The sequence below is a fragment of the Burkholderia metallica genome, from assembly GCF_001718555.1.
Taxonomy (GTDB): domain Bacteria; phylum Pseudomonadota; class Gammaproteobacteria; order Burkholderiales; family Burkholderiaceae; genus Burkholderia; species Burkholderia metallica.
The window spans coordinates 753,246-776,158 of the sequence record NZ_CP013402.1 but is presented as its reverse complement, the minus strand read 5'-3'; the positions used below and the strand labels follow the sequence as shown (position 1 = coordinate 776,158).

The following is a 22,913-nucleotide window of genomic DNA, read 5'->3' as shown; positions in this document are numbered from 1 at the left end:
CTGCGCGGAGCGCGACGGCGTCGCCGCTCATCCTGTCATGAAATTAAGGAATGCGATGAGTTCGATCGATATCAAGGCCCTCTCCCCGGTTTCCTCGCCCATCCGCTCGGCAAGCGACGTCGCGCGCCTGATCAACACGGTGGACAGTTCGGTCAGCCATGCGCGGATGATCGTCCTGCTGGCGCTCGGTGGTGTCTTTCTCGATGCATACGATCTGACGACCTTGTCGTACGGAATCGACGACGTGGCGCGCGAGTTCGGCCTGACGCCCACGCTGACCGGGCTGGTCGGATCGGCGATCATGATCGGCACGATCTTCGGCAGCCTGATCGGCGGCTGGCTGACCGACCGGATCGGCCGCTATCAGGTGTTCATGGCCGACATGCTGTTCTTCGTGGTCGCGGCCATCGCGGCCGGGCTCGCGCCGAACGTCTGGGTGCTGATCGGCGCACGCTTCGTGATGGGGCTCGGCGTCGGCATCGACCTGCCCGTCGCGATGGCGTTTCTCGCGGAATTCTCGAAGTTCAACGGCCGCGGCAACAAGGCGTCGCGGCTCGCGGCGTGGTGCCCGATGTGGTACGTGGCGTCGTCGGTTTGCTTCCTGCTGATCTTCGGCCTGTATTTCCTGCTGCCCGCCGAGCATGCGGGATGGCTGTGGCGCGCGTCGCTGATCTTCGGCGCGGTGCCCGCCCTCGTCATCATCCTGTTCAGGAACCGCTTCATGAACGAGTCGCCGCTGTGGGCCGCGAACCAGGGCGACCTCGCGAATGCCGCGAGAATCCTGCGCGAGTCGTACGGGATTCACGCGCACGAAGCGGAGGACGCCCGACGCACGCCGAGCCAGCCGCCCGTGCGCATTCGCGTGCTGTTCCAGCGCCCGTACCTGGGGCGCACGATCGTCGCCAGCGTGATGAACCTGTGCATTCCGTTCGAATACACGGCGATCGCCTTTTTCCTGCCGTCGATCCTGTCGCAGTTTCTCGGTGCGGGCGTGTTCGAAACGATCGCCGCGTCGCTCGCGTTGAACGTGTTGTTCGCGTTTACCGGCGGGTTGCTCGGCATGCATCTCGCCCATCGGCACGCGTCGCGTCATGTCGCGATCGCCGGTTTCGCGCTCCAGTTCGTCGCGCTCGTGGCGCTTGCGCTGGCCGGACATCCGCATGGCGCGCTTGCGATCGGCTTCGTGCTGTTGATGCTCGGCACCTGGTTGTTCGCGGAAGGGTTCGGACCCGGCGCGCAGATGATGATCTATCCGACGCTGTCGTATCCGGCGACGATCCGCGGCACCGGTGTCGGCTTCGGACGTTCGCTGTGCGGGATCGGTCAGGCGCTCGCGCTGTTCGTGCTGCCGATCCTGCAGGCACGGCTCGGCACGGACATGTTCTGGGTCGTCGCGATCAGCGCCGCGACGCCGATCGTGTTCCTGTTGATCGTGCGTTACGAGCCGACCGCACGCGATATCGACGACGACGACGGCGTGGCGTGAACGCGGGCGGGATCGCCCGTCGTCGTCCGGAATCGTGTGAAAGGAAAGCGCGCGCGTCGTTCGACGCGCGCGTTGTCGTTGGTGTAACCGCAAGGTTTGCGCAGTCGATGCGCGAGCATGCGGCAGCAGAACGCGCATCGGCGCAGCGTCGTTTCGAATTGGAGGCGGGAGAGGGTTGGGCGGCGTGCCGGCGCGCCGGTTGCGGTTGATCGCGAAGCCGGCCGGCCCGCACGGGAGCCGGCCAGCCGCCGCGATTGCGTGACGCTCAGGCAGCCGCGCGTTCGGCCGCGCGCTTGACCTGCTCGATGTCGCGGAACTGCGCGGCAGGATGCTCGTCCGGCAACCGCGCCGAGCCGCCGAACAGTTTCTCGCGCAGCGTGCCCGGCGCATAGCCGGTCGGATACACGCCGCGCCGCTGCAGTTCGGGGACGAGATAACGCACGACGTCCTCGAAGGTTTCGTGCGCGACCGCATACGCGAGGTTGAAGCCGTCCACGTTGGTGGCGGCGATCCATTCCTGCAGGATGTCCGCGACGGTTGCCGCCGAGCCGACGAAAACCGGGCCCAGGCCGCCGATCCCGCCCCAGGCCGCCAGCGCCTCGATCGTCCACGCGGTGTCGCCGCCCGCCAGGTGTTCGACTGCCGACACGATCGCATTCGTTTCGACACGGCGGACCGGATCGTTCGGCGCGTACTGGCCGAAGTCGATGCCGGTCCAGCCGGACATGAACACCAGCGAGCCGTCGTACGACACGTATTGGCGATATTCGTCGAACTTCGCCTGCGCCTTCTCGTCGGTTTCGTCGACGATCACGGTGACGAGGTTGTAGATCAGCACCTTGCTCGCGTCGCGCCCGGCGGCCGCGGCCTGCGCGCGCACGTCGGCCACGTAGCGCGCGAGCTGCGGGCGGGTCGGCGCGGCGACGAACACGCATTCCGCGTGCTGCGCGGCGAACGCCTTGCCGGGCCCGGACGCGCCGGCCTGGAACAGCACCGGCGTGCGCTGCGGCGACGGCTCGCACAGGTGGTAGCCGGGCACGTCGAAGAAGCGCCCCTTGTGGCCGATCTCGTGCACCTTCTCCGGGTGCGTGAACACGCGGCCGTCGCGGTCGCGGACCACCGCGCCGTCTTCCCAGCTACCCTCGAACAGCTTGTACAGCACCTCGACGTATTCGGCCGCGACCGCATAGCGGTCGTCGTGCGTGCGCAAGCCGTGATCGCCGATGTTCTTCGCGCCGCTTTCGAGGTACGACGTGACGATGTTCCAGGCGAGCCGGCCCTTCGTGTGGTGGTCGGCGGTCGATAGCCGGCGCGCGAACGTGTACGGATGCTCGAACGTCGTCGACGCAGTGATGCCGATGCCGAGATGCTCGGTCGCCATAGCGATCGGCGCGGCGAGCTGCAGCGGATCGTTGACCGGGATCTGCGCGGCCTGGTGCAGCGCGTGGTAGTTGCTGCCCTTGTAGACGTCGTAATAGCCGATCACGTCCGCGATGAAGATCGCATCGAAGATCCCGCGTTCGAGCACGCGCGCGAGGTCGGTCCAGTAGTCGAGATCCTTGTACTGCCACGAGCGGTCGCGCGGATGGGCCCACAGCCCGGGCGACTGGTGGCCCACGCAGTTCATCTCGAACGCATTGAAGCGGATCGACTTGCTCATCGCGCGGCCTCCGTTTCCGCCTGCGTGCCCGCACCCGTGCCCGCGCCGTTGCCGACCTGCCACACGAACGGCGGCGTGCGCCCGTTGATGACCCAGTCGCCGACGATGCGCGCCTTGTACACGAGCGGATTGTGCGACGACACGGTGCGCGCGTTGCGCCAATGGCGGTCGAGCGCCGTCGTGCTGCGGGTCGCGGACGCGCCGAGCGCGTCGAACAGGCGCGTGGCCGCGCGCAGCACGAGTTCCGACACGACGAGCTGGCTCTGAGCGGATTCGATCTCGGCCGCGACGTTCGCCTCGTGCTCGGCCGCCGCGTCGCCGCCGAAGTGCGTTTCGTACGCCCGTTGCAGCGGCTGCGCGGCGCGCTGCGCGAGCGCGTCGGCCGCATAGGCCCACGACGCGATCTCGCCGATCACCTGCTGCAACTGCGCGTCGTCGGCCGCGCGCGGGGCGTTGCCGTGGCTATAGACGCGGGTGCGGCGGCGCACCAGGTCGCCCGCGTCGCGCACGATCGCGTGGCCGATGCCGGCCAGCGTCGCGACGTGGAAGAGCTGGTAGAACGCGGTCTGGTACTTGAAGCGTCGCGCGAAGTCGATCACGTCGCGCGCGTCGACCGCCGCGTCCTCGAAGCGCGTGGTGCCGCTGCCGGTCGTCGTCTGGCCGAAGCCGTCCCAGTCGTCCTCGCGGATCACGCCGGGCTGCGCGGTCGCGACGGCGACGATCACGTCGGCGCCGTCTTCCGCGCGTTGCGCGAACACGTCGATCCAGTCGGCGAACAGGCTGCCGGTGCTGTAGAACTTCCGGCCGTTCAGCACGAGCCGGCCATTCTTGTTCGACACCTGCGTGACGGTCTGGCCGAGCGCCACGTCGCCGGTTTCGGTCCATGCATTGCCGACGAGCTGGCCGCTCGCGAAACGGTCGAACCACGTCTGGCGGTCGGCGCCGGGCGGCGCGTTCAGCCAGTCCTCGACGAACGCGAAGTGCCCGCGCAACGCCTGCGGCAGATTGGAATCGGCGGCCGCGAGTTCGGTCAGCAGCCGGAACAGCTGCGGCACCGACGCGCCGGCGCCGCCGTCGCGTACCGGCAGCCGCACGGCGCCGAAGCCGGCGGCCTTCAGCCAGCCGATCGCGTCGTGCGGCAGTTCGCGGCGGCGTTCGCGTTCCGCGGTGCCGGCCGCGATGCGGTCGAAGATCGGCCGGAAGCGGCTGGCCAGCGCGTCGTAGTCGGTGCCGGTGGAAAGTTCGGATACTGCGGGAGACGAAGTCATGCGGTAGTCCTTGAAAGGCAGGGCCGTCGATGCCGGCAGGCCAGTATAGGAAGCGCGCCGCGGACGATCCAATAACGGATTCGTACATCGTTATCGCGATCGCGCATTACGCGGGCGACGTGGTGTCGCATCGATGCAGCGGCGTCGATGTCGCCGTTGACGCGCGGTTCGTGCCGGGCGGCACATCGCATCGCTTGTCGTTCGCGGGAATATCGTTGTGCGAATCGATCGGTTTGCCGGCACGTGAGGCGCTGCTAGATTGAACGTTTCCGACAATCAGCAGGAGAGCCCGATGTCACCGACGAGCGCCACGATCCAGGAACGGCCGGCCGATACGCAATCGCAAGCGGCCCATGTGATCGCCGACGACGCGCAGGCGATTGCGGCCGCGCATGCGCTTGCGCAGCGGCTCGCGCAAGGTGCGGCCGAGCGCGACCGGGAGCGCCGGCTGCCGCGTGACGAGATCGAATGGTTCTCGCAGTCGGGGCTGTGGGCCATCACCGTGCCGAAAGCGTACGGCGGTGCCGGCGTGTCGCACGTGACGCTGACCGAGGTGGTGAAGATCGTCGCGGCGGCCGATCCGTCGCTCGGGCAGTTGCCGCAGAATCATTTCGGGCTGGTCGACGTGATCGCGCTGACTGGCACCGACGCGCAAAAGCGTCACTTCTTTTCGGAAGTGCTGAGCGGCAAGCGGTTCGGTAACGGTTTTTCGGAGAAGGGCACGAAGCACGTGCTCGACCTGAAGACGCGCGTGCGGCGCGACGGCGACGACTACGTCGTCGACGGCACGAAGTTCTATTCGACCGGCGCGCTGTTCGCGCACTACGTGCCGGTGCTCGGCCTCGACGACGAGCGTCGCGCGTGGCTCGCGTATATTCGCCAGCCGTCGCCGGGGCTGACCGTGATCGACGACTGGTCGGGCTTCGGGCAGCGCACCACCGCGAGCGGCACCGTCGTGCTCGACAACGTGCGCGTGCCCGCGTCGCACGTGCTGCCGGCCCAGCGCGTGTCGGATCTGCCGACGCTGAACGGCCCGCTGTCGCAGATCATCCAGGCCGCGATCGACGCGGGTATCGCGAAAGCCGCACTCGACGATACGCTCGCGTTCGTGCGCACGCGCACGCGGCCGTGGGTCGACAGCGGCGTCGAGCAGGCGGCCGACGATCCGTTGACGATTCGCGAAATCGGCCATCTGCACATCCAGTTGCATGCGGCGGAGGCGCTGCTCGAGCGCGCGGCGCGCACGCTCGACGAGATCGCGGCACGCGGCGACGTGACCGAGGACGACGTCGCGCGTGCGTCGGTGGCGGTGGGCGAGGCGAAGGTGCTGACGACCGAAGTCGCGCTGCTGGCGGGCGAGAAGCTGTTCGAACTGGCGGGCACGCAGTCGACGCTGGCCGAGCACAACCTCGACCGGCACTGGCGCAATGCACGCACGCATACGCTGCACGATCCGGTGCGCTGGAAATATCACCTTGTCGGCAACTATTACCTGAACGGTGTGCGGCCCGCGCGTCATGCGTGGAATTGAGCGCGTGGCGATTCGGGCGTTACGGCACGGCGACGGGTGAGCGCGTCGCCGTGCCGTAGTCGAACGCATTCACGCGATCATGGGCGAACCTGATCGTGCCGTCGAAGCAAGCGTGCCGGGGATCGGGCGTTGCGTAGACGTCACGGCGCGCGCATGGCGACGCCATCGAGCAGCCGCATTCCCGTGAATCGCTTTACCCAGGCGAGTCGGGCAGCGTGTAGTCGAAGCGGTACGCATGCCGGCCGTTGTCGAGGTCGATGATCATCGAGCCGGCGAGCCCCAGCAATTCTCCCGTGCCGGAATCGGGCACGACGGTGATCGACTGCTGCGGCTGCCCGCGGGTCATCGTCGAACTGTGCTGCAGGACGAAACTGCCGTGGCGGCCGTCCAGCACGCCTTGCACGGTTTCCATCGCCACGTAGCCCGCCGAGCCCTGGACGCTGCTTCGAAACGCGAGCATCTCGCCGTGGCTGACGGCTTCGAGGTCGCCGTGATAGTGCTTGTCCAGCGACATGCGGCCGAGCCCGGATTGCTCGGCGACGGTACTCAGCGATTCCGGATTCAGCTTCACTTCAAACGGACCATTGGCCAGCCGTGTCATGGCAGCGCTCCTCGTCGAATCGGCACTCCGCACTATAAGCCAACCGGGTTCAAAAACATCGCCGCGTCGCGTCTGGCGATGATTCGTCGCGATCGGTTGCAGCGCTTTCTCGACGGCGCCGCTTTCAGATACCGCTGTCGTCCGACGCGCCCGGCTCGATACGGATCACGGTCGCGGCGCGGCAGTAGAGCAGGATATCGAAGCCGGTTAAAGGATTCAGGTCGATCTGGATGCGACCATCGTCACAGTGAGAAAACCGTAGATCGTAAATCCATGACGGGTAAGTGACGTTTTCGGTCGTGAGCTCGCTTCCCTCCACCGCCTCGAACCGGAACGTAATCCGGCAAGGCGTTTGCGGCCCGTTCCATGTCGGATTGTCTTGCCCCTCGTGACGGATCGTGAGTTCCATGTCGGTACGCCAGCCACCGTTCGCGTTGACCCGGCGCAGCGCGAGGGCCAGCACCTCGGCATCGTGAAACGTCGGCCAGTAACCGAAGACGCTGCGTATCAGCCATGCATGCCCGACCGCGCTCTCGTCCGTCTCCTTGCGGTTTCTGTATCGATCCGATTCCCACGACTCCGGCAAATCCTCGACCATCGTTTCGAGTTTCCTGATCAAGTACCGTTCCGCTTCTTCGAGCGAGCCCCGGAAATCGAGCGTGGTCGCGCCACAGCCGAGGCGACCGTTGTGCGACGCCTGCACGATCTCGTAACCGACGATGATCGTCCCGTCGGCACGCGGGGTCAGGTAGTAGCCGATGTCGTACGGCAGCTGGCGTGCATTCTTCCGAACGTACCTGAACGTGTTGGAGTAGTTTGACTGAAGCTGCATATTGTTCTCTCGGTATCGTTGGCTGGCAGTCCGTCGGCGCCGTGTTGGCCGCGGGTGCCATTCGCGTTCGTGGCAACCGGGGCCCGGCATTCCGTTCAACACGTTCGAGCAGCAATGCCGGAACTGTCGGCCGTCTGCCAGCGGCTGTCAATCGCTCGCAGAGGGCGATGCGAAGCGGCGATCGGCGGCGATGGCGAACGCAATCCGACTCACCCCTCTATTTCGAGCCTTGACCTTTAAGTTGACTTCAACCTTAGAGTGTCGGCAGACGGCTGTGAGTCAGCGGGCTTCGGGTGTGGCCTGCCACGGTCGATCATCGACGAGAGGCGACGAGCATGGACAGGCGGTTGACACAGGTCGAATTCGGTCCCCACCAGGTCGGCGTGCCCGAAGGTGGGTACTACGACCGGTTCCGGATGAATCCCGATCTTGACGAAGTGGCGCGCGATCCCGCGGCGGGAAACATCGATTTTTTCCGTCGGATTCCGAAGCGTCAGGTCGTGTCGAGAGTGGGCCCGACCTGGGCGCCGAATTTCTACTACCGTTCCAGCAGCATCCAGCTGTTGTTCCTCGCGCCGCTCGAACGTCTGCGGGCCACGTTGCCGGCGCCGCTCGAACCGCTGCGCGCGTTTCCCGGATACGGGCTGGTCGCATTGACCTTCTTCTCGTATTCGGTCTGCGACAACGATTCGTATGACGAAGTGTCGGTCGCGGTGGTGATCCGCCGGCCCGCCGCGACCGGGTCGCACGCGCTCGAGCTGATCGATTCGATGCGGCGCCGCAGCTTCTTCGCGCACGTGCTCGCGCTGCCCGTCACCACGGAAATCGCGCGGGTGCGCGGCGTGCACGGCTATCAATTGCCCAAGTGGCTCGCCGATATCGACGTGCACCTCGGCGCCACCGCGCGCGCCCGCATCGCGGGCCCGGACCGCCGACCCGACCTGAGCCTGAGCGTGCCGATGCCGGGGCTGACCGATGTTGCATCGCAGTCGCACATGGGCACATCGACGATGATCAATCGCATCGACGGCGAATGGCACCAGACATCCGTGCAGACGAATACGCTATCGTTCGCCCAGCGCCTGTTGCCGCGCAACGTCGAGCTCGTGCGCCACGGCGGCCCGCTGAGCCAGTTGCTCGACGGGCTCGGCGCGTCCACCATCCTGCGTCTCGACGTGGTGAAGGACGCGCAGCTGGTCCTGAACCTGCCGACCCCTTTGAAGGCGTTCGATGAATCCGCAAAGCAACGCTGACACCACGCATATCCGCGCTACGCCCATGCCCGAGGAATCGCTCATGAACCGGCCGACCCACGATCTCGTCGTATTTGGCGCCACCAGTTTCGTCGGGCAGATCCTCGCCCGCTACCTGTGCGAGTACCTGTCGGGCGCCGGCGAGACGCTGCGCTGGGCCATCGCCGGGCGGTCCGAAGCGAAGCTCCGGCAGGTCAGGGCGTCGCTAGGCGCGGCCGGGGAGGCCGTGCCGATCATCGTGGCGGACGCGGCCGACGACGCGCAGCTGCGGGCGCTCTGCGCGCAGACGCGCGTGGTCGTGTCCACCGTCGGCCCGTATGCGCTTTACGGGGAGCCGCTGGTGAGGATCTGCGCGGAAACCGGCACCGACTACTGCGACCTCACCGGCGAGACGCAGTGGATCAAGCGGATGATCGACAAGTACGAGCCGGCGGCCCGGCAATCCGGTGCGCGAATCGTCCATTGCTGCGGCTTCGATTCGGTGCCGTCGGACATGGGCGTGTTCTTCCTGCAGCAACAGGCGCGGCAGCAGTGGGGCGCACCGGCCGCGCAGGTGAAGATGCGCGTCAGGACGCTGAAGGGCGGCGCGTCGGGCGGCACGGTGGCGAGCGTGATCAACGTCGTTCGGGAAGCGGCGGCCGATCCCGCCCTGCGCCGCGCACTGCTCGATCCTTATGCGCTGTGCCCGAAGGGGCACGGCTTCACGGTACGCCAGCATGCGGTGCGATCCGCCGAATTCGATCGCGACTTCGATGCGTGGATCGCGCCGTTCGTGATGGCGGCGATCAACGAGCGCGTCGTGCATCGCTCCAACGCGCTGGCCGGCAACGCGTACGGCAGCCGCTTCACGTATGACGAAGCGATGATGACGGGCGCGGGCCTGAAGGGCCGCCTGACCGCGGTGACGATGGTGGCCGGCCTCGGCGCGTTCATGGTCGGCGTGCTCGTCAAGCCGGTGCGCAGCCTGATGGAGCGCTTCCTGCTGCCGAAGCCCGGCGAGGGGCCGAGCCCGGCGGCGCAACTGGCCGGCCGCTACGACCTGCGATTCTTCGGCCGCGCCGACGACGGGCGCACGTTGCGCGTGAAAGTCACCGGCGACCGCGACCCGGGCTACGGTTCCACCGGCAAGATGCTCGGCCAGGCCGCGATCAGCCTCGCACTGGATTGCGCGGACGACGGCGTGAAGATCGGTCGCGGCGGCGGCTTCTGGACGCCCGCGACGATGTTCGACGCGCGCTACATCGAGCGGCTGGTTCGTCACGCGGGGTTGCGTTTCGAGGTGATCTGAGCGCGCGTGCCGTTACTCGTTACTCGTCATTCGACAGGAAGCCGGTAAATATCGGATTGCGAATCAATATTGAGGGATGCCGGAAGCGGGTGTTGCGCGGCCGGTCGCCCCGAGCCTGACGGCCGCGCGCCGGCGCGTCACGTCAGCAGCGCGACGACCTGCTCGGCGGTCGCCTTCGCCGATTGCGGATTCTGGCCGGTCACGAGGCGGCCGTCGACGACGACGTTCGACGTGAACGGCAGCAGCGCCTTTTCGTAGCGCGCGCCGCGCTGCTGCATCAGCTGCTCGGCGTTGTAGGGCACTTTCTTCGCGACGCCGGCCAGGATTTCCTCCACCCACGAGTAGCCGGTGATCCGGCGTCCGGCCACCAGCAGCGAGCCGTCCGACAGCGTCGTGTTCAGCAGTCCGCAGTAGCCGTGGCAGACCGACGACACGATGCCGCCGTGCTCGTAGATCTCGCGCGTGAGCCGCTGCAGCCCCGCATCGTCCGGGTAATCCCACATCACCGCATGGCCGCCGGTGAAGTAGATCGCATCGAAATCGGCCGGATCGATCTCGTCGGGGCGCGCGGTGTGGGCGAGCAGCGCCGCATTGGCCTCGTCGGCATGCCACGCTTTCGCGGCGGCGTCGACATGCGGCCATTTGAGCGAGCGCGGCTCCAGCGGCGACACGCCGCCCTTCGGGCTCACGAGCCGCTGCTCATAGCCTTGCGCCGCGAAGATGTGATGGGCGTGCGTCAGTTCGGACAGCCACAGGCCCGTCGGCTGCGACGGATCGGCGTAGTGCGCGACGTTGCTCACCACGTGAAGGATGCGTTTGCTCATGATGCGGTGTCCTTTTATCGGCCACGGGCGGGCGTCGTCGACGCACCCCCGGATTGTCGGAGGGCAGTTTCCATACCCCTGGCCTCGATACGCTGCCGACGCAAACCATAACCTTTAAGCTCAGTTGAAGGTCAAGACCTTTTCGCTTTCGCCGACCGCGCGGGGGCGGCGGGCTGAACGAGACCGTCGAGCAAGGTGGTCAGCGCATCCTCGATCGCGTGATCGCCGACCTTCTCGCGCACCAGCCGCCCGTCGATCGCGAGCATCGTGAGGCCATGCAGATGCGCCCAGCAGGCGGTCGCCTGGCCGAGCGCCGGACGCGGGCGGATCGTGCCGGCGCGCTGGCCGTGTTCCAGGATCTCGACGACCAGTTGGAAAGGGGCTTGCACGCGCGGATCGAGATGGATGTCCGTGGGTTCGCCGGCATCGGCGGCAAACATCAGTCGATAGAGATCCGGGTTGCGCTGCCCGAACGCGAGGTGGGCGTACGCAAGGGCGTGCAGCACGTCCGGCGCGCCGGCCGCGGGATCGACGGACGCGACGAGCGCGTCGTGCAGGCGATCGAAGCCGATCAGCGCGAGCTCGTGCAGCAACGCGGCCTTGTCCGGGAAATGCCGGTACGGCGCCGAGTGGCTGACGTTCGCCCGCCGCGCGATCTCGCGCAGCGTGAACTGCCAGCCCTGTTGCTCCTGCAGCGTGTCGAGCGCCGTTTCGATGATCGCGCGACGCAGATCCCCGTGGTGATAAGCCTTTTGCCCGGCGTCCGCCTCTACTTCCGACGACATCGTGTTGCTCCCATGTTGACAGGGAACACATTGTGGTCCTATGATCCGCTTCATGCAAGTTGACAGTGTCTACATCAGCGCAACCTCGTGAGGTGCACCATGGCCGTTTCCGCAGAATCCAGCTCGAGCGCCGACCCGGCGGCATTGCTGGCCCGCCAGCGCAACGCATTCGTCAGCGAGGGGCCGCCGAGTTTGCAGCAGCGCAAGGCCCGGCTCGCGCGGCTGCGTGCCGCGGTGCTCGCGTATCGCAGCGAAGTGGAAGCGGCCGTCAGCGCCGATTTCGGGCATCGTTCGCGGCACGAGACCGCGATCATGGAGCTGGTCGGCGTGATCCAGGCGATCGACTACCTGACGCGCAACCTGCGCCGCTTCATGAAGCCGCAGCGCCGGCACGTCGGGATTTTCTATCGGGCCGGGCACGCGCACGTCGAATACCAGCCGCTCGGTGTCGTCGGCGTGATGGCGCCGTGGAATTACCCGTTCTCGCTCACGTTCATTCCGCTCGCCACCGCGCTGGCCGCCGGCAACCGCGCGATGCTCAAGCCGTCGGAACTGACGCCGCGCACGAGCGAGGTGATGCGCCGGATGCTCGCGGAGACTTTCCCGAGCGAAGAAGTCGCGGTCGTGCTCGGCGGCCCGGAAGTCGGCGCCGCATTTAGCGGCTTGCCGTTCGACCATCTGTTGTTTACCGGCAGCACGCAGGTAGGCCGGAAGGTCATGAAGGCGGCCAGCGACAATCTGGTGCCGGTGACGCTCGAACTCGGCGGCAAGAGCCCGGCGATCGTCGCGAGGGGGCACGTGAACGGCCGGACGATGTCGAGCATCGTGTTCGGCAAGCTGTCGAACGCCGGGCAGACCTGTGTCGCACCCGACTATGCGCTGGTGCACGAAGACGACCTGGACGCGTTCATCGCGCAATACGATGCGGCCGTGGCGCGCTTCTATCCGGGCGGGCCGACCAGCCCCGACTACACGTCGATCGTCAGCGACCGGCACTTCGACCGCCTGAAAAATCTCGTCGACGAAGCGCGCGGCAAGGGCGCGCGCGTGATCGAGGCGGGCGTGAACCCGCAGCAGGCGGCCACCCGCAAGCGCACGCTCGCGCCCACGCTGATCGTCGGGGCCGGCGACGATACGACCGTCATGCAGGAAGAGATCTTCGGGCCGATCCTGCCGGTGCGCACGTATCGCACGATCGACGAGGTCGTCGACTACGTGAATGCGCGTCCGCGTCCGCTTGCGCTGTATTACTTCGGCGCGCAGGACGGCGACTGCGAATCGTTGCTCAGGCGCACCACGTCGGGCAACGTCGGCATCAACAACACGCTGCTGCATGTCGCGCAGGAAGACTTGCCGTTCGGCGGTGTCGGGCCGAGCGGGATGGGTGCGTATCACGGCATCGAGGGATTCCGCGCGATGAGCCACGCGAAGGGCGTGTTCGCGCTGGGGCGCTGGAACCTGCCGAGCCTGCTGCGCGCGCCGTTCGGCAAGCTCGCGGACCTGTCGCTGACGGCGCTGCTCGGGCGCAGCCGCGAACCGGCGGGCGTGCGCGCGGGGGTGAGCGCCAGGCGCTGAGCCGGATTCGGGTAGCGGGGCGGCGCGCGGCCTGAATCAGCGCGCGCCGCGCACGATCGCAAGCGCGATGCCGAAGCCCACGAGCAGGCATCCGAAGGTGCGGTCGATCCAGTGCCGCAGCGACAGCAGGCGATCGCGGACGGCCGTCGCGGAGAAGCACAGCGCCACCAGACTGAACCAGCCGGCGTGCGCGACGGCGATGAACACGCCGTAGCCGAGCTGCACGATCAACGGCGTGTCGGGCCGCACGGCCTGCATGAACAGGCTGACGATGAACACCGTGGTCTTCGGGTTCAGCGCATTGGTCAGGAAACCGGTGCGCAGCGCGGCCAGGTCGGATAGCGGCGCGGCCGGTGCGTCGGCCTGCCCGCTGCCGGGCTTCGTCATCAGCATCTTCATGCCGAGGTAGATCAGGTAGACCGCGCCGATCAGTTTGACGGCGTTGAAGAGCCACAGCGACTCGCGGATCAGCAGGCCGACGCCCAGCAGCGTGTAGCTCACGTGAACCGTCACGCCCAGCCCGATACCCAGCGCGGTGAGCACGCCCGACCGGCGCGACAGCATCAGGCTGTTGCGCGTGACCATCGCGAAGTCCGGGCCCGGGCTGATCACGGCAAGCAGCGTGATGGTGACTACAACTATCAGTTCGGTCATCGTGTCGTCCTTGCGATTGGTCAGTTGGTGGCGCAATCTTATGGGTCATGTTTCGTCGGGAAAAGCGATGATTTCTGACCAGAATGGTGAGTTAGGCTCACAACCCGTTCGCACGACCCTGCCGTCGCTGATGGCGCTGCGTTGCTTCGAGGCAGCAGCGCGTCACGAGAACTTCACCCGCGCCGCCGACGAGCTGTGCCTGACGCATGGCGCGGTGAGTCGGGCGGTGCGGTTGCTCGAGGACGACCTGGGCGTCGCGCTGTTTCAGCGGCGCAGCCGTCGTGTCTTCCTGACCGATGCGGGCCGCAAGCTGGCGCAGGCGGTTCACGACGGGCTGGGGCTGATACGTGACGCCGCACAGGAATTGCGCACCGAGGCGGCGCTGGCGCGGCGCTGGGTGCTGTCGTGCGAGCCGACGCTGCTGATGCGCTGGCTGATTCCGCGCTGGCCGGATTTTCAGGCGCGGCATGCGGGCGTCGACATTCACCTGGCCGCGGCGGGCGGGCCGTTTTCGTTCGACAGCGGGATCGACATGGCGATTCGGCGCAATGACTTTGCGTGGCCGGCGGGTTATCACGCGGCGCCTCTGTTCGCGGAGCAGGTGGGGCCGGTTTGCCGGCCGGACAAGGTCGATGTGTGGTTTTCCGCGCGTCGCGGGATTCGCGCGCTGAAGGCGGACGTGCCGCATCTGCATACGCGGACACGGCCGGCCGCGTGGAAGGAATGGGCAGCGGCGGCGAATCAGCCGGCTCCGCGCGGACGCGGGCAGATGTTCGATCATTTCTATTTCAGTTTGCAGGCGGCGGTCGCGGGGCTCGGTGTCGCCATCGGGCCGTGGCATCTCGTTCGCGACGATGTTGAAAGCGGTGTGCTGGTCGCGCCGATGGGGTTCGTCGAGGACGGTTCGCTTTACAGCTTGCTGACGCCGGAACCGGTGGCGGCGGGCAGTGCGCAGGCGGATGTGCTGGGGTGGTTGCGGGCGGTGGTTTGATGGGGCGTGTGGGATGTGCGGCGGCGGTTTCTGTTGGCGTGTCGTGGCCAAGGTCGACATGTGCACGGTATCCGCGCAGGCCGCCGTGATCACCGTCGCCGGTGTGGCGAATCAGGTGCGAAAGTTTTGCCCGCCGCGTCCGCGATAAAGACGGTTGCCGCGTGAAGATGGACGGCCCGGCGAAATCCGGGGCAAGCGGGCGAGCGCGGGATATCAGTTGCCTTCCGTGAAAAACGAATGGCGACCGATGCGTACTGCGGGAATAAATCCCGGTCGGTTCGGGTATTTCGGGCATCACGACGTTCTGCATATCGAACGTTCAGGTGAACGACACCCAACCGTACCGGAGAGGCCGCCATGTCACACCCCAATCACGCCGCCTATGCGCGCTTCGCGATCGCCATGCACTGGTCGATCGCCATCCTGATCCTGTCGAACCTGTCGATCGGAATCTACATGGATACGTTTCCGCACAACTCGTCGCAGTTCAACAGTGTGCTGTTCTATCACGCATCGATCGGCAGCCTGATCTTCATGCTGACCGTGCCGCGCGTCGTGTGGCGGGTGACGCATACGCCGCCGCCGTTGCCGGCCAGCGTTCCGGCATGGCAGGCGCGGATCGCCGGCGTATTGCACGGCGCGCTGTACCTGCTGCTGATCCTCGTGCCGCTGACCGGCTACGTGCACCGCCTCGCCGGCGCCCATCCGGTCAGCTTCTTCGGAATCGCGCAATTGCCGATGCTGGTCGGTCGAGACGAACCGTTGCGGCTGCTGACCGATACGCTGCATCGCGCGTTGGTGCTGACGCTGGGCCTGCTACTGGCGATGCACATCGCGGCCGGACTGAAACACAAATTCGTCGACCGAGACGGTGTCGCGGAGCGGATGGGGATTTGAGCGCGACGTCAGGATGGAGGTCGTCTGCCGTCGCCGCATCGGCGCGGCGAGACAGATCGCGCGAGTGCTTTGTTTTGCCGCTCATTTCCATCAGGGAAATCCCGGTAAAGCGCAAGGTTATCAAACGCGATTAACTTATATCAAACAAATTTTGACGACGATTTATGTTCCTGATATGGTTTTTAATACTCGCAACGCACGGCCCGATGGCGTTGACGCTCGGCGAAAAGATCCGCGTATTTCGCCAGCGGCTGAGCCGGATGCCCGGTCGGTCTGCAAGGGCCGACGGTATTTCCGGGGCGCCTGTTGTCGCGGGTGAAGCGTGGTCGGGTTTCGTCATCGCCGATCTCGCTCGCGGATATTGTGCAAACGTCGAGCGTGACGGTGCCGTACTTCTTCGAAATGCCATTGGAGAAGGGGTGGGCCACGCGCGGTGATTCGCTCGAACGTTGTGGCTTTGCGGCTTCGGCGCGTCTGATCGGCTGGATCACGAATGCGACGGGGTCGAGTTCCTTTGCGTGATCGACGGCGCGGTTTTGCTGGATCTGGAAGATCAGATATTCGTGCTGCAAACAGATGACTCGGCACATGGCCGAATCGCTGGAGTGACACCGGAAGCAAGGCAGCGGCATTCGTCCGGACAGGGATGTCGCGATTGTTCTGATCGGAGACATGCCGGACAGGTCGAGAAGTGTGGCGCTTCCCTGCATAAAACTTTAAGGATGACGAAATGATCGAACTGACTATGTCGATTTGTCGAATATGACGCCGGCCGTTGCGACCGAGACGACGCCCATGCCGTGCGCCGTCATCGGCCTTCGAATACAACAAGACCCGTTTCAAACAATCCCGAAACCACTCCTGACAGTGAAATACAGATGAAAAACAAAAAAATCAACGTCAGCGTTATCGCTGTTGCCGCTTTCGCGGCATCGTCGGCCGCAATGGCACAGTCGTCGGTCACCCTGTATGGCATGCTCGATGCGGGCATCGGTTATACCTCGAACATCAACGGCCACAAGCGGTTCGGCCTCGATGGCGGTGCCGCGGGTTCGAACAAGTGGGGTCTCAAGGGGCAGGAAGATCTCGGCGGCGGGCTCAAGGCTCAATTCAAGATCGAGAATGGTTTCAACATCGGCACGGGCGGCATAGGCGGGCAGGGGCCGATCGGTTCGACGCGTTCGCTGTTCAACCGGCAAGCCTACGTCGGTCTCACGTCCGATCAGTACGGTACGCTGCGCATGGGGCGCCAGCTCGACGCCGTGACGGAAATGGTCCAGGGCCTGACGGGCGACGCCATTTCCGCGTCGACGTTCTCGACTCCGGGCGACGTGGACAACAACGACAACACGACGAACCAGAACAGCGCGGTGAAATACATTTCGCCGATCATCCACGGCTTCCAGGCCGAAGCCGCGTACTCGTTCGGCGGCGTCGCCGGTGCGATGGGTTCGGGGCAATCGTGGTCGGCGGCGGCGAACTACGCTCAAGGCGGCCTGACGGTCGCCGGCGGCTACTTCCATGCGGCAAACCAGGGTGCGAACGGGTGGACGAACGCGACCGCGCAACCGAGTTTCGGTGGTGCGCTGGGCTATCCGAGTTCGGGTTACAACGGCGGCAATGCGTTCAAGAGCGCGGGTATCGCGCAGGTCGCTGCCCAATACCAGATTGGCGCGTATACCGCCGGCTTGCGTTATTCGAACGCGCAATACCAGGGTAACGACGGCCAGCCGTCGATCCATTTCAACGTGCTGGGTGCGCTCCTGCAGTACCAGGTCACCCCGGCGCTGGCGCTGGCGACCGGGTATACGTACGTCTACGGTTCCGCGCCCACGCCCAAACTCGCCGCCGAAGGCCGCACGATGGCATCGATCAACCAGGTATCGCTGGGCGCGACGTATTCGCTGTCGAAGAGCACGTCGCTGTACGCGATGGGGGCCTACGTTCATGCCCAGGGCGCGCAGGCTTCGGCGGCCGACTTCGGCAACACCGCATCGGGCGGCAACCAGGTTCAGGTCAACATCGGCATGTATCACGGGTTCTGATCGCAGGCCCGGAAGTCCGGAGTAGTCGCTGCATTACTCCGGCAACGAAACATTCCTGTGGAAGAGCCGCACGCGCTCGCTCGGCAGTTCGCCGAGGGTGAGCGCGGCACGCTGCGCGTCGGCATCGACTTCACGATCTTCTTCTACGACCCGCATATCCATCCGCTGAAGGAATACGAACTCCGCAAGCAGGAAAATATCCGGTTTTCGGAGAAGTTCGGTATTCCATTCATCGATGCCGACTACGACCGCGACAACTGGTTCGAGCGCGCCAAGGGAATGGAAAACGAACCGGAGCGCGGCATCCGCTGCACGATGTGCTTCGATATGCGTTTCGAGCGCACGGCACTGTATGCGCATGAACATGGCTTCCCCGTCATTACCAGCTCATTGGGCATCTCGCGGTGGAAGAACATGCAGCAGATCAACGATTGCGGTGTGCGCGCAGCTTCGCATTATCCGGACATGCTGTATTGGGAATACAACTGGCGCAAAGCCGGCGGCTCGGCGCGCATGATCGAGATCAGCAAGCGGGAAAACTTCTACCAGCAGGAATATTGCGGCTGCGTCTACTCGCTGCGCGACACCAATCGGCATCGCGTCGAAAGCGGCCGGGAACGCATTCAGCTGGGTGTGAAGTTTTACGGCGACGACGATTCCTCAGTCGAATCCTGAGCGCGCCGTTCGTTCCCGGATCAACACGTAGTGGTTTGAAGACGCCGTGCTCGGTCATCGCGTGATCGCGCAGCGTACCGCCCGGGGCATGAGCTGGATCGCCGCGGCGTAGCCCATTGGCATTCCGCTGGCGCGCCGGAAGCGACACTAAAACGAACCGGGCGTCTTTCGGCTGCGAATCAGATCGAGATCGAAGTCGCTTGCGGCCATTTCATTCGTCGCTCCTTATCCCCGCATTGACCGCAGTGAGAGACGTTTCTTTCACGCACGCCCCATTTCGCTGTTCGCCGCGGAATTCGATCCGAAGCAAACGAACACACTTTGTCGCGCAAGGTACTCGTCAGGCTCCCTCCATGACCTCGCCTCCGGGACTGTCCGCGCGGCAGTGTGCTTCGGCGATCAGGCCCTGCCAGCAACGAAGACTCCGGAACCCGATGTGCGTGAACTCGCGAGCGTCGGGCATCAGGCGCCGCATGGCCGTGTGACGGCCTTCACCGGGCGACGGAGGCGCCAACGGAGCGAGCCGGACACGCTCACTGATCCATGAACATGGCTAATGGATGGATGAGATTATTTCACTTTTATTCATCGATCGATCGACATAAAATTTTGCCTTGAATACCGATATCGTAAAAATTTCTGCGGAAAGGTCGGAAATAAAATCGGAATGCATTGAAAAGTCAAGAAATGAATTCTGGCTTTATCTCTGAAATCAGGGTATCAGATCAAAATGAGCAAAGATTTTACATTTTCCATCAAGCGTATCAGCTTCGATGAAGATTATCGTCCGTCGGACAGTACGCGTATCACGACCAATTTTGCCAATTTGGCGAGAGGCGCGAGCCGTCAGGAGAATCTGCGTAACACGTTCAGGATGATCGACAATCGTTTCAATGCGTTGGCGCATTGGGATAATCCTGAAGGCGATCGTTATGCCGTCAAACTTGAAATCATTTCCGTCGAAATGAGTATCGATGGTGAAAGCAGTCGCTCCCTTCCTTTGATCGAGGTATTGAAAACGAATATCGTCGATCGAAAAACCGGCGAGCTGATCGACGGCATCGTCGGAAACAATTTTTCTTCTTACGTGCGGGATTACGACTTCAGCGTGCTGCTGCTCGAGCACACCAGGAATCAGCCCGAATTCAGCACGCCGGAGAACTTCGGCGATCTGCACGGGAAGCTGTTCAAGTGCTTCGTGAACTCGAGCGCCTACAAGGCCAACTTCAAGAAGCCGCCCGTTATTTGCCTGAGTGTGTCGAGCAGCAAGCGGTATCACCGGACCGCGAATCAGCATCCGGTGCTGGGTATTGAATACGAGCAGGACGAATACTCGCTGACCGACGAATATTTCCGGAAAATGGGGTTGAAGGTTCGCTATTTCATGCCGCCGAATAGCGTTGCGCCTCTGGCCTTTTATTTTTCTGGAGATTTGCTCGCTGATTACAGCGATCTCGAGCTTATCGGCACCATCAGCACGATGGATACGTTCCAGAAAATTTACCGGCCGGAGATTTACAACGCGAATTCGGCAGCGGGGAAATGCTATCGGCCAAGCCTGAATCATCAGGATTATTCGCTGACCCGAATTGTTTACGATCGGGAAGAACGCAGCCGGCTGGCCGTCGAGCAGGGAAGGTTCGTCGAGGCGCATTTCATCAAGCCTTACCGGGCCGTTCTTGAACAGTGGTCCGCCAATTACGCGCTTTGATCAATAAGAGTACAAGGTCATCTATCGTGAAGAAACTGTTACCTACGTCGACTGCCGGCAGCCTGCCCAAACCCTCGTGGCTCGCACAACCCGAGACGCTCTGGTCGCCCTGGAAGTTGCAGGACGAAGGACTGATCGAGGGCAAACAGGATGCGCTGCGTTTGTCGTTGCAAGAGCAGCAACACGCGGGCATCGATATCGTCAGCGACGGTGAGCAGACGCGTCAGCATTTCGTGACCACGTTCATCGAACACCTGAGCGGGGTCGATTTTCAGAACCGCAAGACCGTCAGAATTCGCGATCGCTATGATGCCAGCGTGCCAACGGTCGTCGGTGCCGTTGCCCGACAAAAGCCGGTTTTCGTTGAAGATGCGAAGTTTTTGCGTCGGCAAACCACGCAGCCCATCAAATGGGCGCTGCCGGGCCCGATGACGATGATCGATACGCTGTATGACGATCACTATAAAAGCCGAGAAAAGCTGGCCTGGGAGTTCGCCAAGATTCTGAATCAGGAGGCGAAGGAACTGGAGGCTGCCGGCGTCGACATCATTCAATTTGACGAACCTGCGTTCAACGTGTTCTTTGACGAGGTGAACGACTGGGGCGTTGCGACGCTCGAGCGGGCCATCGAAGGTCTCAAGTGCGAGACTGCCGTGCATATTTGCTATGGCTATGGCATCAAGGCCAACACCGACTGGAAAAAGACGCTGGGTTCGGAGTGGCGGCAATACGAACAGGCCTTCCCGAAGCTGCAAAAATCCAGCATCGACATGGTTTCGCTGGAGTGCCACAACTCGCGTGTTCCGATGGATCTGATCGAACTCATTCGAGGCAAGAAGGTGATGGTGGGGGCCATCGACGTGGCGACCGATACCGTCGAAACGCCCGACGAAGTGGCCGACACGCTGCGAAAAGCACTTCAGTTCGTGGATGCCGACAAGCTCTATCCTTGCACCAACTGCGGCATGGCGCCCCTGTCTCGTGAAGTGGCGCGAGGCAAGCTGAATGCGTTGAGCGCGGGCGCAGAAATCGTCCGAAGAGAAATCTCGAACTAGTTCCGCGCTGCGGTCGGAAGCGGTGCTCGGGGAATGGAAGGCGATGTGGATTGCAGGGAAAGGCTCAGCGCGCTCCCTGAATCGGCCGGAACACGCTTCCCGGATTTCCCGAGCATGACGATGCAGCAAAGACCTGTTTCGGTTCCGTCAACTTCGATTGATGGGCCGCTTCCTCAATCGAGAATCGGTGAAGCCGGCCTAAATTACCTGACGACTTCCGGCCTTCCTGACACTTTCGAGCTGCCCCCAGCATTCAGTATCTGCCATGTCACTTTCCAGCCCTGTCATCGAGCCATTGCGCTTTCGCGAAGCACTCGGACATTACGCATCCGGTATCACGGTCATTGCATCCCGCGTCGATGGCGAACCGGTCGGCTTCACTTGCCAGTCGTTCCATAGCGTGTCGATGAGCCCGCCGCTGGTGTCGTTCAGCGTGATGTCCGGTTCGGCCAGCTATCCCAAAATCCGCCGGGCAGGTCGATTCGTCGTCAATATCCTGTCGGACGAGCAAGTCGGGATTTCCAACCAGTTCGCTCGACGAGGCACGGACAAGTGGCGCGGCGTCGAATGGCAGGAATCGCCGCTGGGCAACCCGATCATCGTCGGCAGCCTTCACTGGCTCGACTGCGAAATCCATGCCGAACACGTCGCCGGCGATCACCTGATCGTGATCGGTGAAGTGAAAGCGTTGAAACTGCAAGAAGCGACTGCCACGCAGCCATTGCTGTATTTCAAGGGGCAATATTGCAACATCGCCGCGCAGGGTGCGATGTGAATGTCTTTGGGCCGGATTGCGCGTATCACGCACCCATCGCCGCAAAACAAGTCAGCCGTGCCGGCACTCACTGCACTACAGTGAACATTCCCGCCACTTCAATGCCGATTGCCCCGGCTACGCCACCCGATGCAACTTCAAACCGGCAACCTGTTCACGACCGACGCCCACCACGGCGACGATGAACATATCGACCTCCTCGTCACCGGCCAAGGTCTGAACGTCGAGCGAATCGTATCGATGGGCCACACGAGCCCCGACGGCTTCTGGTATGACGACCCGCGCGCCGAATGGGTCGTGCTGCTGTCGGGCGCGGCCGTGCTCGAATTCGAAGAGGGTGCGAAACGTCATGAAATGCATCCCGGCGACTACGTGCTGATCGAGCCGCATTGCCGCCATCGGGTCGCATGGACGCACGAAGAGACGCAATCCGTCTGGCTTGCGATTTATTACGAACGTTGAATCGGGAATGTCGGGCGGCGCGCAATCCGGCGCGTAGCGTGCAACCACGCGCCGGAACGCGCAAAGCTTCATCAACCGGGAACGGTCTTTGAATACCGCCGGTATCGATACCCAAATGGCAGGACGGCGCGCTATACCGCACGCCGGTACGCGTCGAGAATCTTATTCCTGAATCAGAAAGCGATTGCGATTCTTTGCGTCCTTGATCCATGCGGGCGCGCGACCGCGGCCCGACCAGGTCGCCCCGGTCTTCGGATCGCGATACTTGGCCTGCACGGGAGCGGCCGCTTGCCTCGCCGGGCGACCACGACGCGTGCCGAAAATGTCCTTTTCGGTGATGCCGTATTCCGCAACCTTGGTGCGGATGTCTTCGATGATCGCCTGGAATTCCGCGGCACGGGCAGCTTCGGCTTTCTCGGCCAAAGCTTCCATTTGGGCTTTCAGTTCCTTGTAAGTTGCCATATATCACTCTTCAGGTTGAGTACACATATGATAGCGGTTTCAACGGAAAGTTTTGAGGAAATTCACTCAGACTACGAATTTCT

22 protein-coding genes are annotated in these 22,913 nt (G+C 63.8%); 13 read left to right on the top strand and 9 right to left on the bottom strand.

Annotation, left to right across the window (positions count from 1 at the left end):
* The first annotated feature begins 55 nt into the window (after positions 1-55).
* Positions 56-1,486, top strand: coding sequence for an MFS transporter (locus WJ16_RS19320; RefSeq protein ID WP_069258649.1), 1,431 nt, complete (start codon positions 56-58; stop codon positions 1,484-1,486).
* Positions 1,487-1,751: 265 nt separating this feature from the next.
* On the opposite strand, the gene WJ16_RS19315 is transcribed toward WJ16_RS19320, so the two are convergent.
* Together WJ16_RS19315 and WJ16_RS19310 are read right to left on the bottom strand one after the other, a co-directional pair.
* Positions 1,752-3,146, bottom strand: coding sequence for an LLM class flavin-dependent oxidoreductase (locus WJ16_RS19315; RefSeq protein WP_069258648.1), 1,395 nt, complete (start codon positions 3,144-3,146; stop codon positions 1,752-1,754).
* Positions 3,143-4,414, bottom strand: coding sequence for an acyl-CoA dehydrogenase family protein (locus WJ16_RS19310; protein WP_069258647.1), 1,272 nt, complete (start codon positions 4,412-4,414; stop codon positions 3,143-3,145). The genes WJ16_RS19315 and WJ16_RS19310 overlap by 4 nt, the downstream gene beginning before the upstream one ends.
* Before the next feature lie 292 nt (positions 4,415-4,706).
* On the opposite strand from WJ16_RS19310, the gene WJ16_RS19300 reads away from it, so the two are divergent.
* Positions 4,707-5,945 carry an SfnB family sulfur acquisition oxidoreductase gene (locus WJ16_RS19300; protein WP_069258817.1) on the top strand — a complete coding sequence of 413 codons (1,239 nt, stop codon included), beginning with the start codon at positions 4,707-4,709 and terminating at the stop codon, positions 5,943-5,945.
* Positions 5,946-6,138: 193 nt separating this feature from the next.
* Here the strand turns inward: WJ16_RS19300 and WJ16_RS19295 are convergent, their stop codons facing one another.
* Together WJ16_RS19295 and WJ16_RS19290 are read right to left on the bottom strand one after the other, a co-directional pair.
* The gene (locus tag WJ16_RS19295; RefSeq protein ID WP_069258645.1) at positions 6,139-6,546 is read right to left on the bottom strand and encodes a DUF3224 domain-containing protein; all 408 of its coding nucleotides are present in this window, start codon (positions 6,544-6,546) and stop codon (positions 6,139-6,141) included.
* A gap of 124 nt (positions 6,547-6,670) precedes the next feature.
* Positions 6,671-7,378, bottom strand: a complete 708-nt coding sequence (locus WJ16_RS19290) for an Imm50 family immunity protein (protein WP_069258644.1) — start codon at positions 7,376-7,378, stop codon at positions 6,671-6,673.
* A 335-nt stretch (positions 7,379-7,713) separates the two neighbouring features.
* On the opposite strand from WJ16_RS19290, the gene WJ16_RS19285 reads away from it, so the two are divergent.
* Positions 7,714-8,631 carry an acetoacetate decarboxylase gene (locus tag WJ16_RS19285; protein ID WP_069258643.1) on the top strand — a complete coding sequence of 306 codons (918 nt, stop codon included), beginning with the start codon at positions 7,714-7,716 and terminating at the stop codon, positions 8,629-8,631.
* A 43-nt stretch (positions 8,632-8,674) separates the two neighbouring features.
* Positions 8,675-9,919 (top strand): saccharopine dehydrogenase family protein, encoded by a 1,245-nt coding sequence (locus WJ16_RS19280; protein ID WP_069258816.1) that lies wholly within the window; start codon positions 8,675-8,677, stop codon positions 9,917-9,919.
* Positions 9,920-10,056: 137 nt separating this feature from the next.
* Here the strand turns inward: WJ16_RS19280 and WJ16_RS19275 are convergent, their stop codons facing one another.
* The gene (locus WJ16_RS19275) at positions 10,057-10,743 is read right to left on the bottom strand and encodes a type 1 glutamine amidotransferase domain-containing protein (protein WP_069258642.1); all 687 of its coding nucleotides are present in this window, start codon (positions 10,741-10,743) and stop codon (positions 10,057-10,059) included.
* 131 nt (positions 10,744-10,874) lie between these two features.
* On the bottom strand, positions 10,875-11,528 hold the full coding sequence (locus WJ16_RS19270) for a TetR/AcrR family transcriptional regulator (RefSeq protein ID WP_069258641.1): 654 nt from the start codon (positions 11,526-11,528) through the stop codon (positions 10,875-10,877).
* 99 nt (positions 11,529-11,627) lie between these two features.
* Here WJ16_RS19270 and WJ16_RS19265 point away from each other — a divergent pair, with 99 nt between their 5' ends.
* Positions 11,628-13,103, top strand: coding sequence for a coniferyl aldehyde dehydrogenase (locus tag WJ16_RS19265; protein WP_069258640.1), 1,476 nt, complete (start codon positions 11,628-11,630; stop codon positions 13,101-13,103).
* 36 nt (positions 13,104-13,139) lie between these two features.
* On the opposite strand, the gene WJ16_RS19260 is transcribed toward WJ16_RS19265, so the two are convergent.
* Positions 13,140-13,757: a LysE family translocator gene (locus WJ16_RS19260; RefSeq protein ID WP_069258815.1), complete on the bottom strand. Its 618-nt coding sequence runs from the start codon at positions 13,755-13,757 to the stop codon at positions 13,140-13,142.
* Between the two features lie 67 nt (positions 13,758-13,824).
* Here WJ16_RS19260 and WJ16_RS19255 point away from each other — a divergent pair, with 67 nt between their 5' ends.
* Positions 13,825-14,748, top strand: coding sequence for a LysR family transcriptional regulator (locus tag WJ16_RS19255; RefSeq protein ID WP_069258639.1), 924 nt, complete (start codon positions 13,825-13,827; stop codon positions 14,746-14,748).
* Between the two features lie 357 nt (positions 14,749-15,105).
* Positions 15,106-15,645 (top strand): cytochrome b, encoded by a 540-nt coding sequence (locus tag WJ16_RS19250; protein ID WP_069258638.1) that lies wholly within the window; start codon positions 15,106-15,108, stop codon positions 15,643-15,645.
* Positions 15,646-15,827: 182 nt separating this feature from the next.
* On the opposite strand, the gene WJ16_RS34925 is transcribed toward WJ16_RS19250, so the two are convergent.
* Positions 15,828-16,217, bottom strand: a complete 390-nt coding sequence (locus WJ16_RS34925) for a hypothetical protein (RefSeq protein WP_157126818.1) — start codon at positions 16,215-16,217, stop codon at positions 15,828-15,830.
* Positions 16,218-16,523: 306 nt separating this feature from the next.
* On the opposite strand from WJ16_RS34925, the gene WJ16_RS19240 reads away from it, so the two are divergent.
* The 6 genes from WJ16_RS19240 (at position 16,524) to WJ16_RS19215 (ending at position 22,368) form a co-directional block, all read left to right on the top strand.
* A complete protein-coding gene (locus WJ16_RS19240; RefSeq protein WP_069258636.1) occupies positions 16,524-17,690 on the top strand; it encodes a porin in 1,167 nt (388 codons plus the stop codon).
* A 57-nt stretch (positions 17,691-17,747) separates the two neighbouring features.
* Positions 17,748-18,365 (top strand): epoxyqueuosine reductase QueH, encoded by a 618-nt coding sequence (locus WJ16_RS19235; RefSeq protein WP_236858253.1) that lies wholly within the window; start codon positions 17,748-17,750, stop codon positions 18,363-18,365.
* A gap of 730 nt (positions 18,366-19,095) precedes the next feature.
* Entirely contained in the window at positions 19,096-20,076 is a 981-nt protein-coding gene (locus tag WJ16_RS19230; protein WP_069258635.1) for a DUF1852 domain-containing protein, read from the top strand.
* A 26-nt stretch (positions 20,077-20,102) separates the two neighbouring features.
* Positions 20,103-21,131 carry a methionine synthase gene (locus WJ16_RS19225; protein WP_069258634.1) on the top strand — a complete coding sequence of 343 codons (1,029 nt, stop codon included), beginning with the start codon at positions 20,103-20,105 and terminating at the stop codon, positions 21,129-21,131.
* Between the two features lie 265 nt (positions 21,132-21,396).
* Positions 21,397-21,906 carry a flavin reductase family protein gene (locus WJ16_RS19220; protein WP_069258633.1) on the top strand — a complete coding sequence of 170 codons (510 nt, stop codon included), beginning with the start codon at positions 21,397-21,399 and terminating at the stop codon, positions 21,904-21,906.
* A gap of 129 nt (positions 21,907-22,035) precedes the next feature.
* Positions 22,036-22,368, top strand: coding sequence for a cupin domain-containing protein (locus WJ16_RS19215; RefSeq protein WP_069258632.1), 333 nt, complete (start codon positions 22,036-22,038; stop codon positions 22,366-22,368).
* A 162-nt stretch (positions 22,369-22,530) separates the two neighbouring features.
* Here the strand turns inward: WJ16_RS19215 and WJ16_RS19210 are convergent, their stop codons facing one another.
* Positions 22,531-22,830, bottom strand: a complete 300-nt coding sequence (locus tag WJ16_RS19210) for an H-NS histone family protein (protein ID WP_069258631.1) — start codon at positions 22,828-22,830, stop codon at positions 22,531-22,533.
* Positions 22,831-22,913: the final 83 nt, after the last annotated feature.

What these genes read in the sequence shown, in the direction of transcription:
- WJ16_RS19320 (WP_069258649.1), top strand. Translation starts at nt 56, where the DNA reads ATGAGTTCGATCGATATCAAGGCCCTCTCCCCGGTTTCCTCGCCCATC.
- WJ16_RS19315 (WP_069258648.1), bottom strand. Translation starts at nt 3,146, where the DNA reads ATGAGCAAGTCGATCCGCTTCAATGCGTTCGAGATGAACTGCGTGGGC.
- WJ16_RS19310 (WP_069258647.1), bottom strand. Translation starts at nt 4,414, where the DNA reads ATGACTTCGTCTCCCGCAGTATCCGAACTTTCCACCGGCACCGACTAC.
- WJ16_RS19300 (WP_069258817.1), top strand. Translation starts at nt 4,707, where the DNA reads ATGTCACCGACGAGCGCCACGATCCAGGAACGGCCGGCCGATACGCAA.
- WJ16_RS19295 (WP_069258645.1), bottom strand. Translation starts at nt 6,546, where the DNA reads ATGACACGGCTGGCCAATGGTCCGTTTGAAGTGAAGCTGAATCCGGAA.
- WJ16_RS19290 (WP_069258644.1), bottom strand. Translation starts at nt 7,378, where the DNA reads ATGCAGCTTCAGTCAAACTACTCCAACACGTTCAGGTACGTTCGGAAG.
- WJ16_RS19285 (WP_069258643.1), top strand. Translation starts at nt 7,714, where the DNA reads ATGGACAGGCGGTTGACACAGGTCGAATTCGGTCCCCACCAGGTCGGC.
- WJ16_RS19280 (WP_069258816.1), top strand. Translation starts at nt 8,675, where the DNA reads ATGAACCGGCCGACCCACGATCTCGTCGTATTTGGCGCCACCAGTTTC.
- WJ16_RS19275 (WP_069258642.1), bottom strand. Translation starts at nt 10,743, where the DNA reads ATGAGCAAACGCATCCTTCACGTGGTGAGCAACGTCGCGCACTACGCC.
- WJ16_RS19270 (WP_069258641.1), bottom strand. Translation starts at nt 11,528, where the DNA reads ATGTCGTCGGAAGTAGAGGCGGACGCCGGGCAAAAGGCTTATCACCAC.
- WJ16_RS19265 (WP_069258640.1), top strand. Translation starts at nt 11,628, where the DNA reads ATGGCCGTTTCCGCAGAATCCAGCTCGAGCGCCGACCCGGCGGCATTG.
- WJ16_RS19260 (WP_069258815.1), bottom strand. Translation starts at nt 13,757, where the DNA reads ATGACCGAACTGATAGTTGTAGTCACCATCACGCTGCTTGCCGTGATC.
- WJ16_RS19255 (WP_069258639.1), top strand. Translation starts at nt 13,825, where the DNA reads ATGATTTCTGACCAGAATGGTGAGTTAGGCTCACAACCCGTTCGCACG.
- WJ16_RS19250 (WP_069258638.1), top strand. Translation starts at nt 15,106, where the DNA reads ATGTCACACCCCAATCACGCCGCCTATGCGCGCTTCGCGATCGCCATG.
- WJ16_RS19240 (WP_069258636.1), top strand. Translation starts at nt 16,524, where the DNA reads ATGAAAAACAAAAAAATCAACGTCAGCGTTATCGCTGTTGCCGCTTTC.
- WJ16_RS19230 (WP_069258635.1), top strand. Translation starts at nt 19,096, where the DNA reads ATGAGCAAAGATTTTACATTTTCCATCAAGCGTATCAGCTTCGATGAA.
- WJ16_RS19220 (WP_069258633.1), top strand. Translation starts at nt 21,397, where the DNA reads ATGTCACTTTCCAGCCCTGTCATCGAGCCATTGCGCTTTCGCGAAGCA.
- WJ16_RS19215 (WP_069258632.1), top strand. Translation starts at nt 22,036, where the DNA reads ATGCAACTTCAAACCGGCAACCTGTTCACGACCGACGCCCACCACGGC.
- WJ16_RS19210 (WP_069258631.1), bottom strand. Translation starts at nt 22,830, where the DNA reads ATGGCAACTTACAAGGAACTGAAAGCCCAAATGGAAGCTTTGGCCGAG.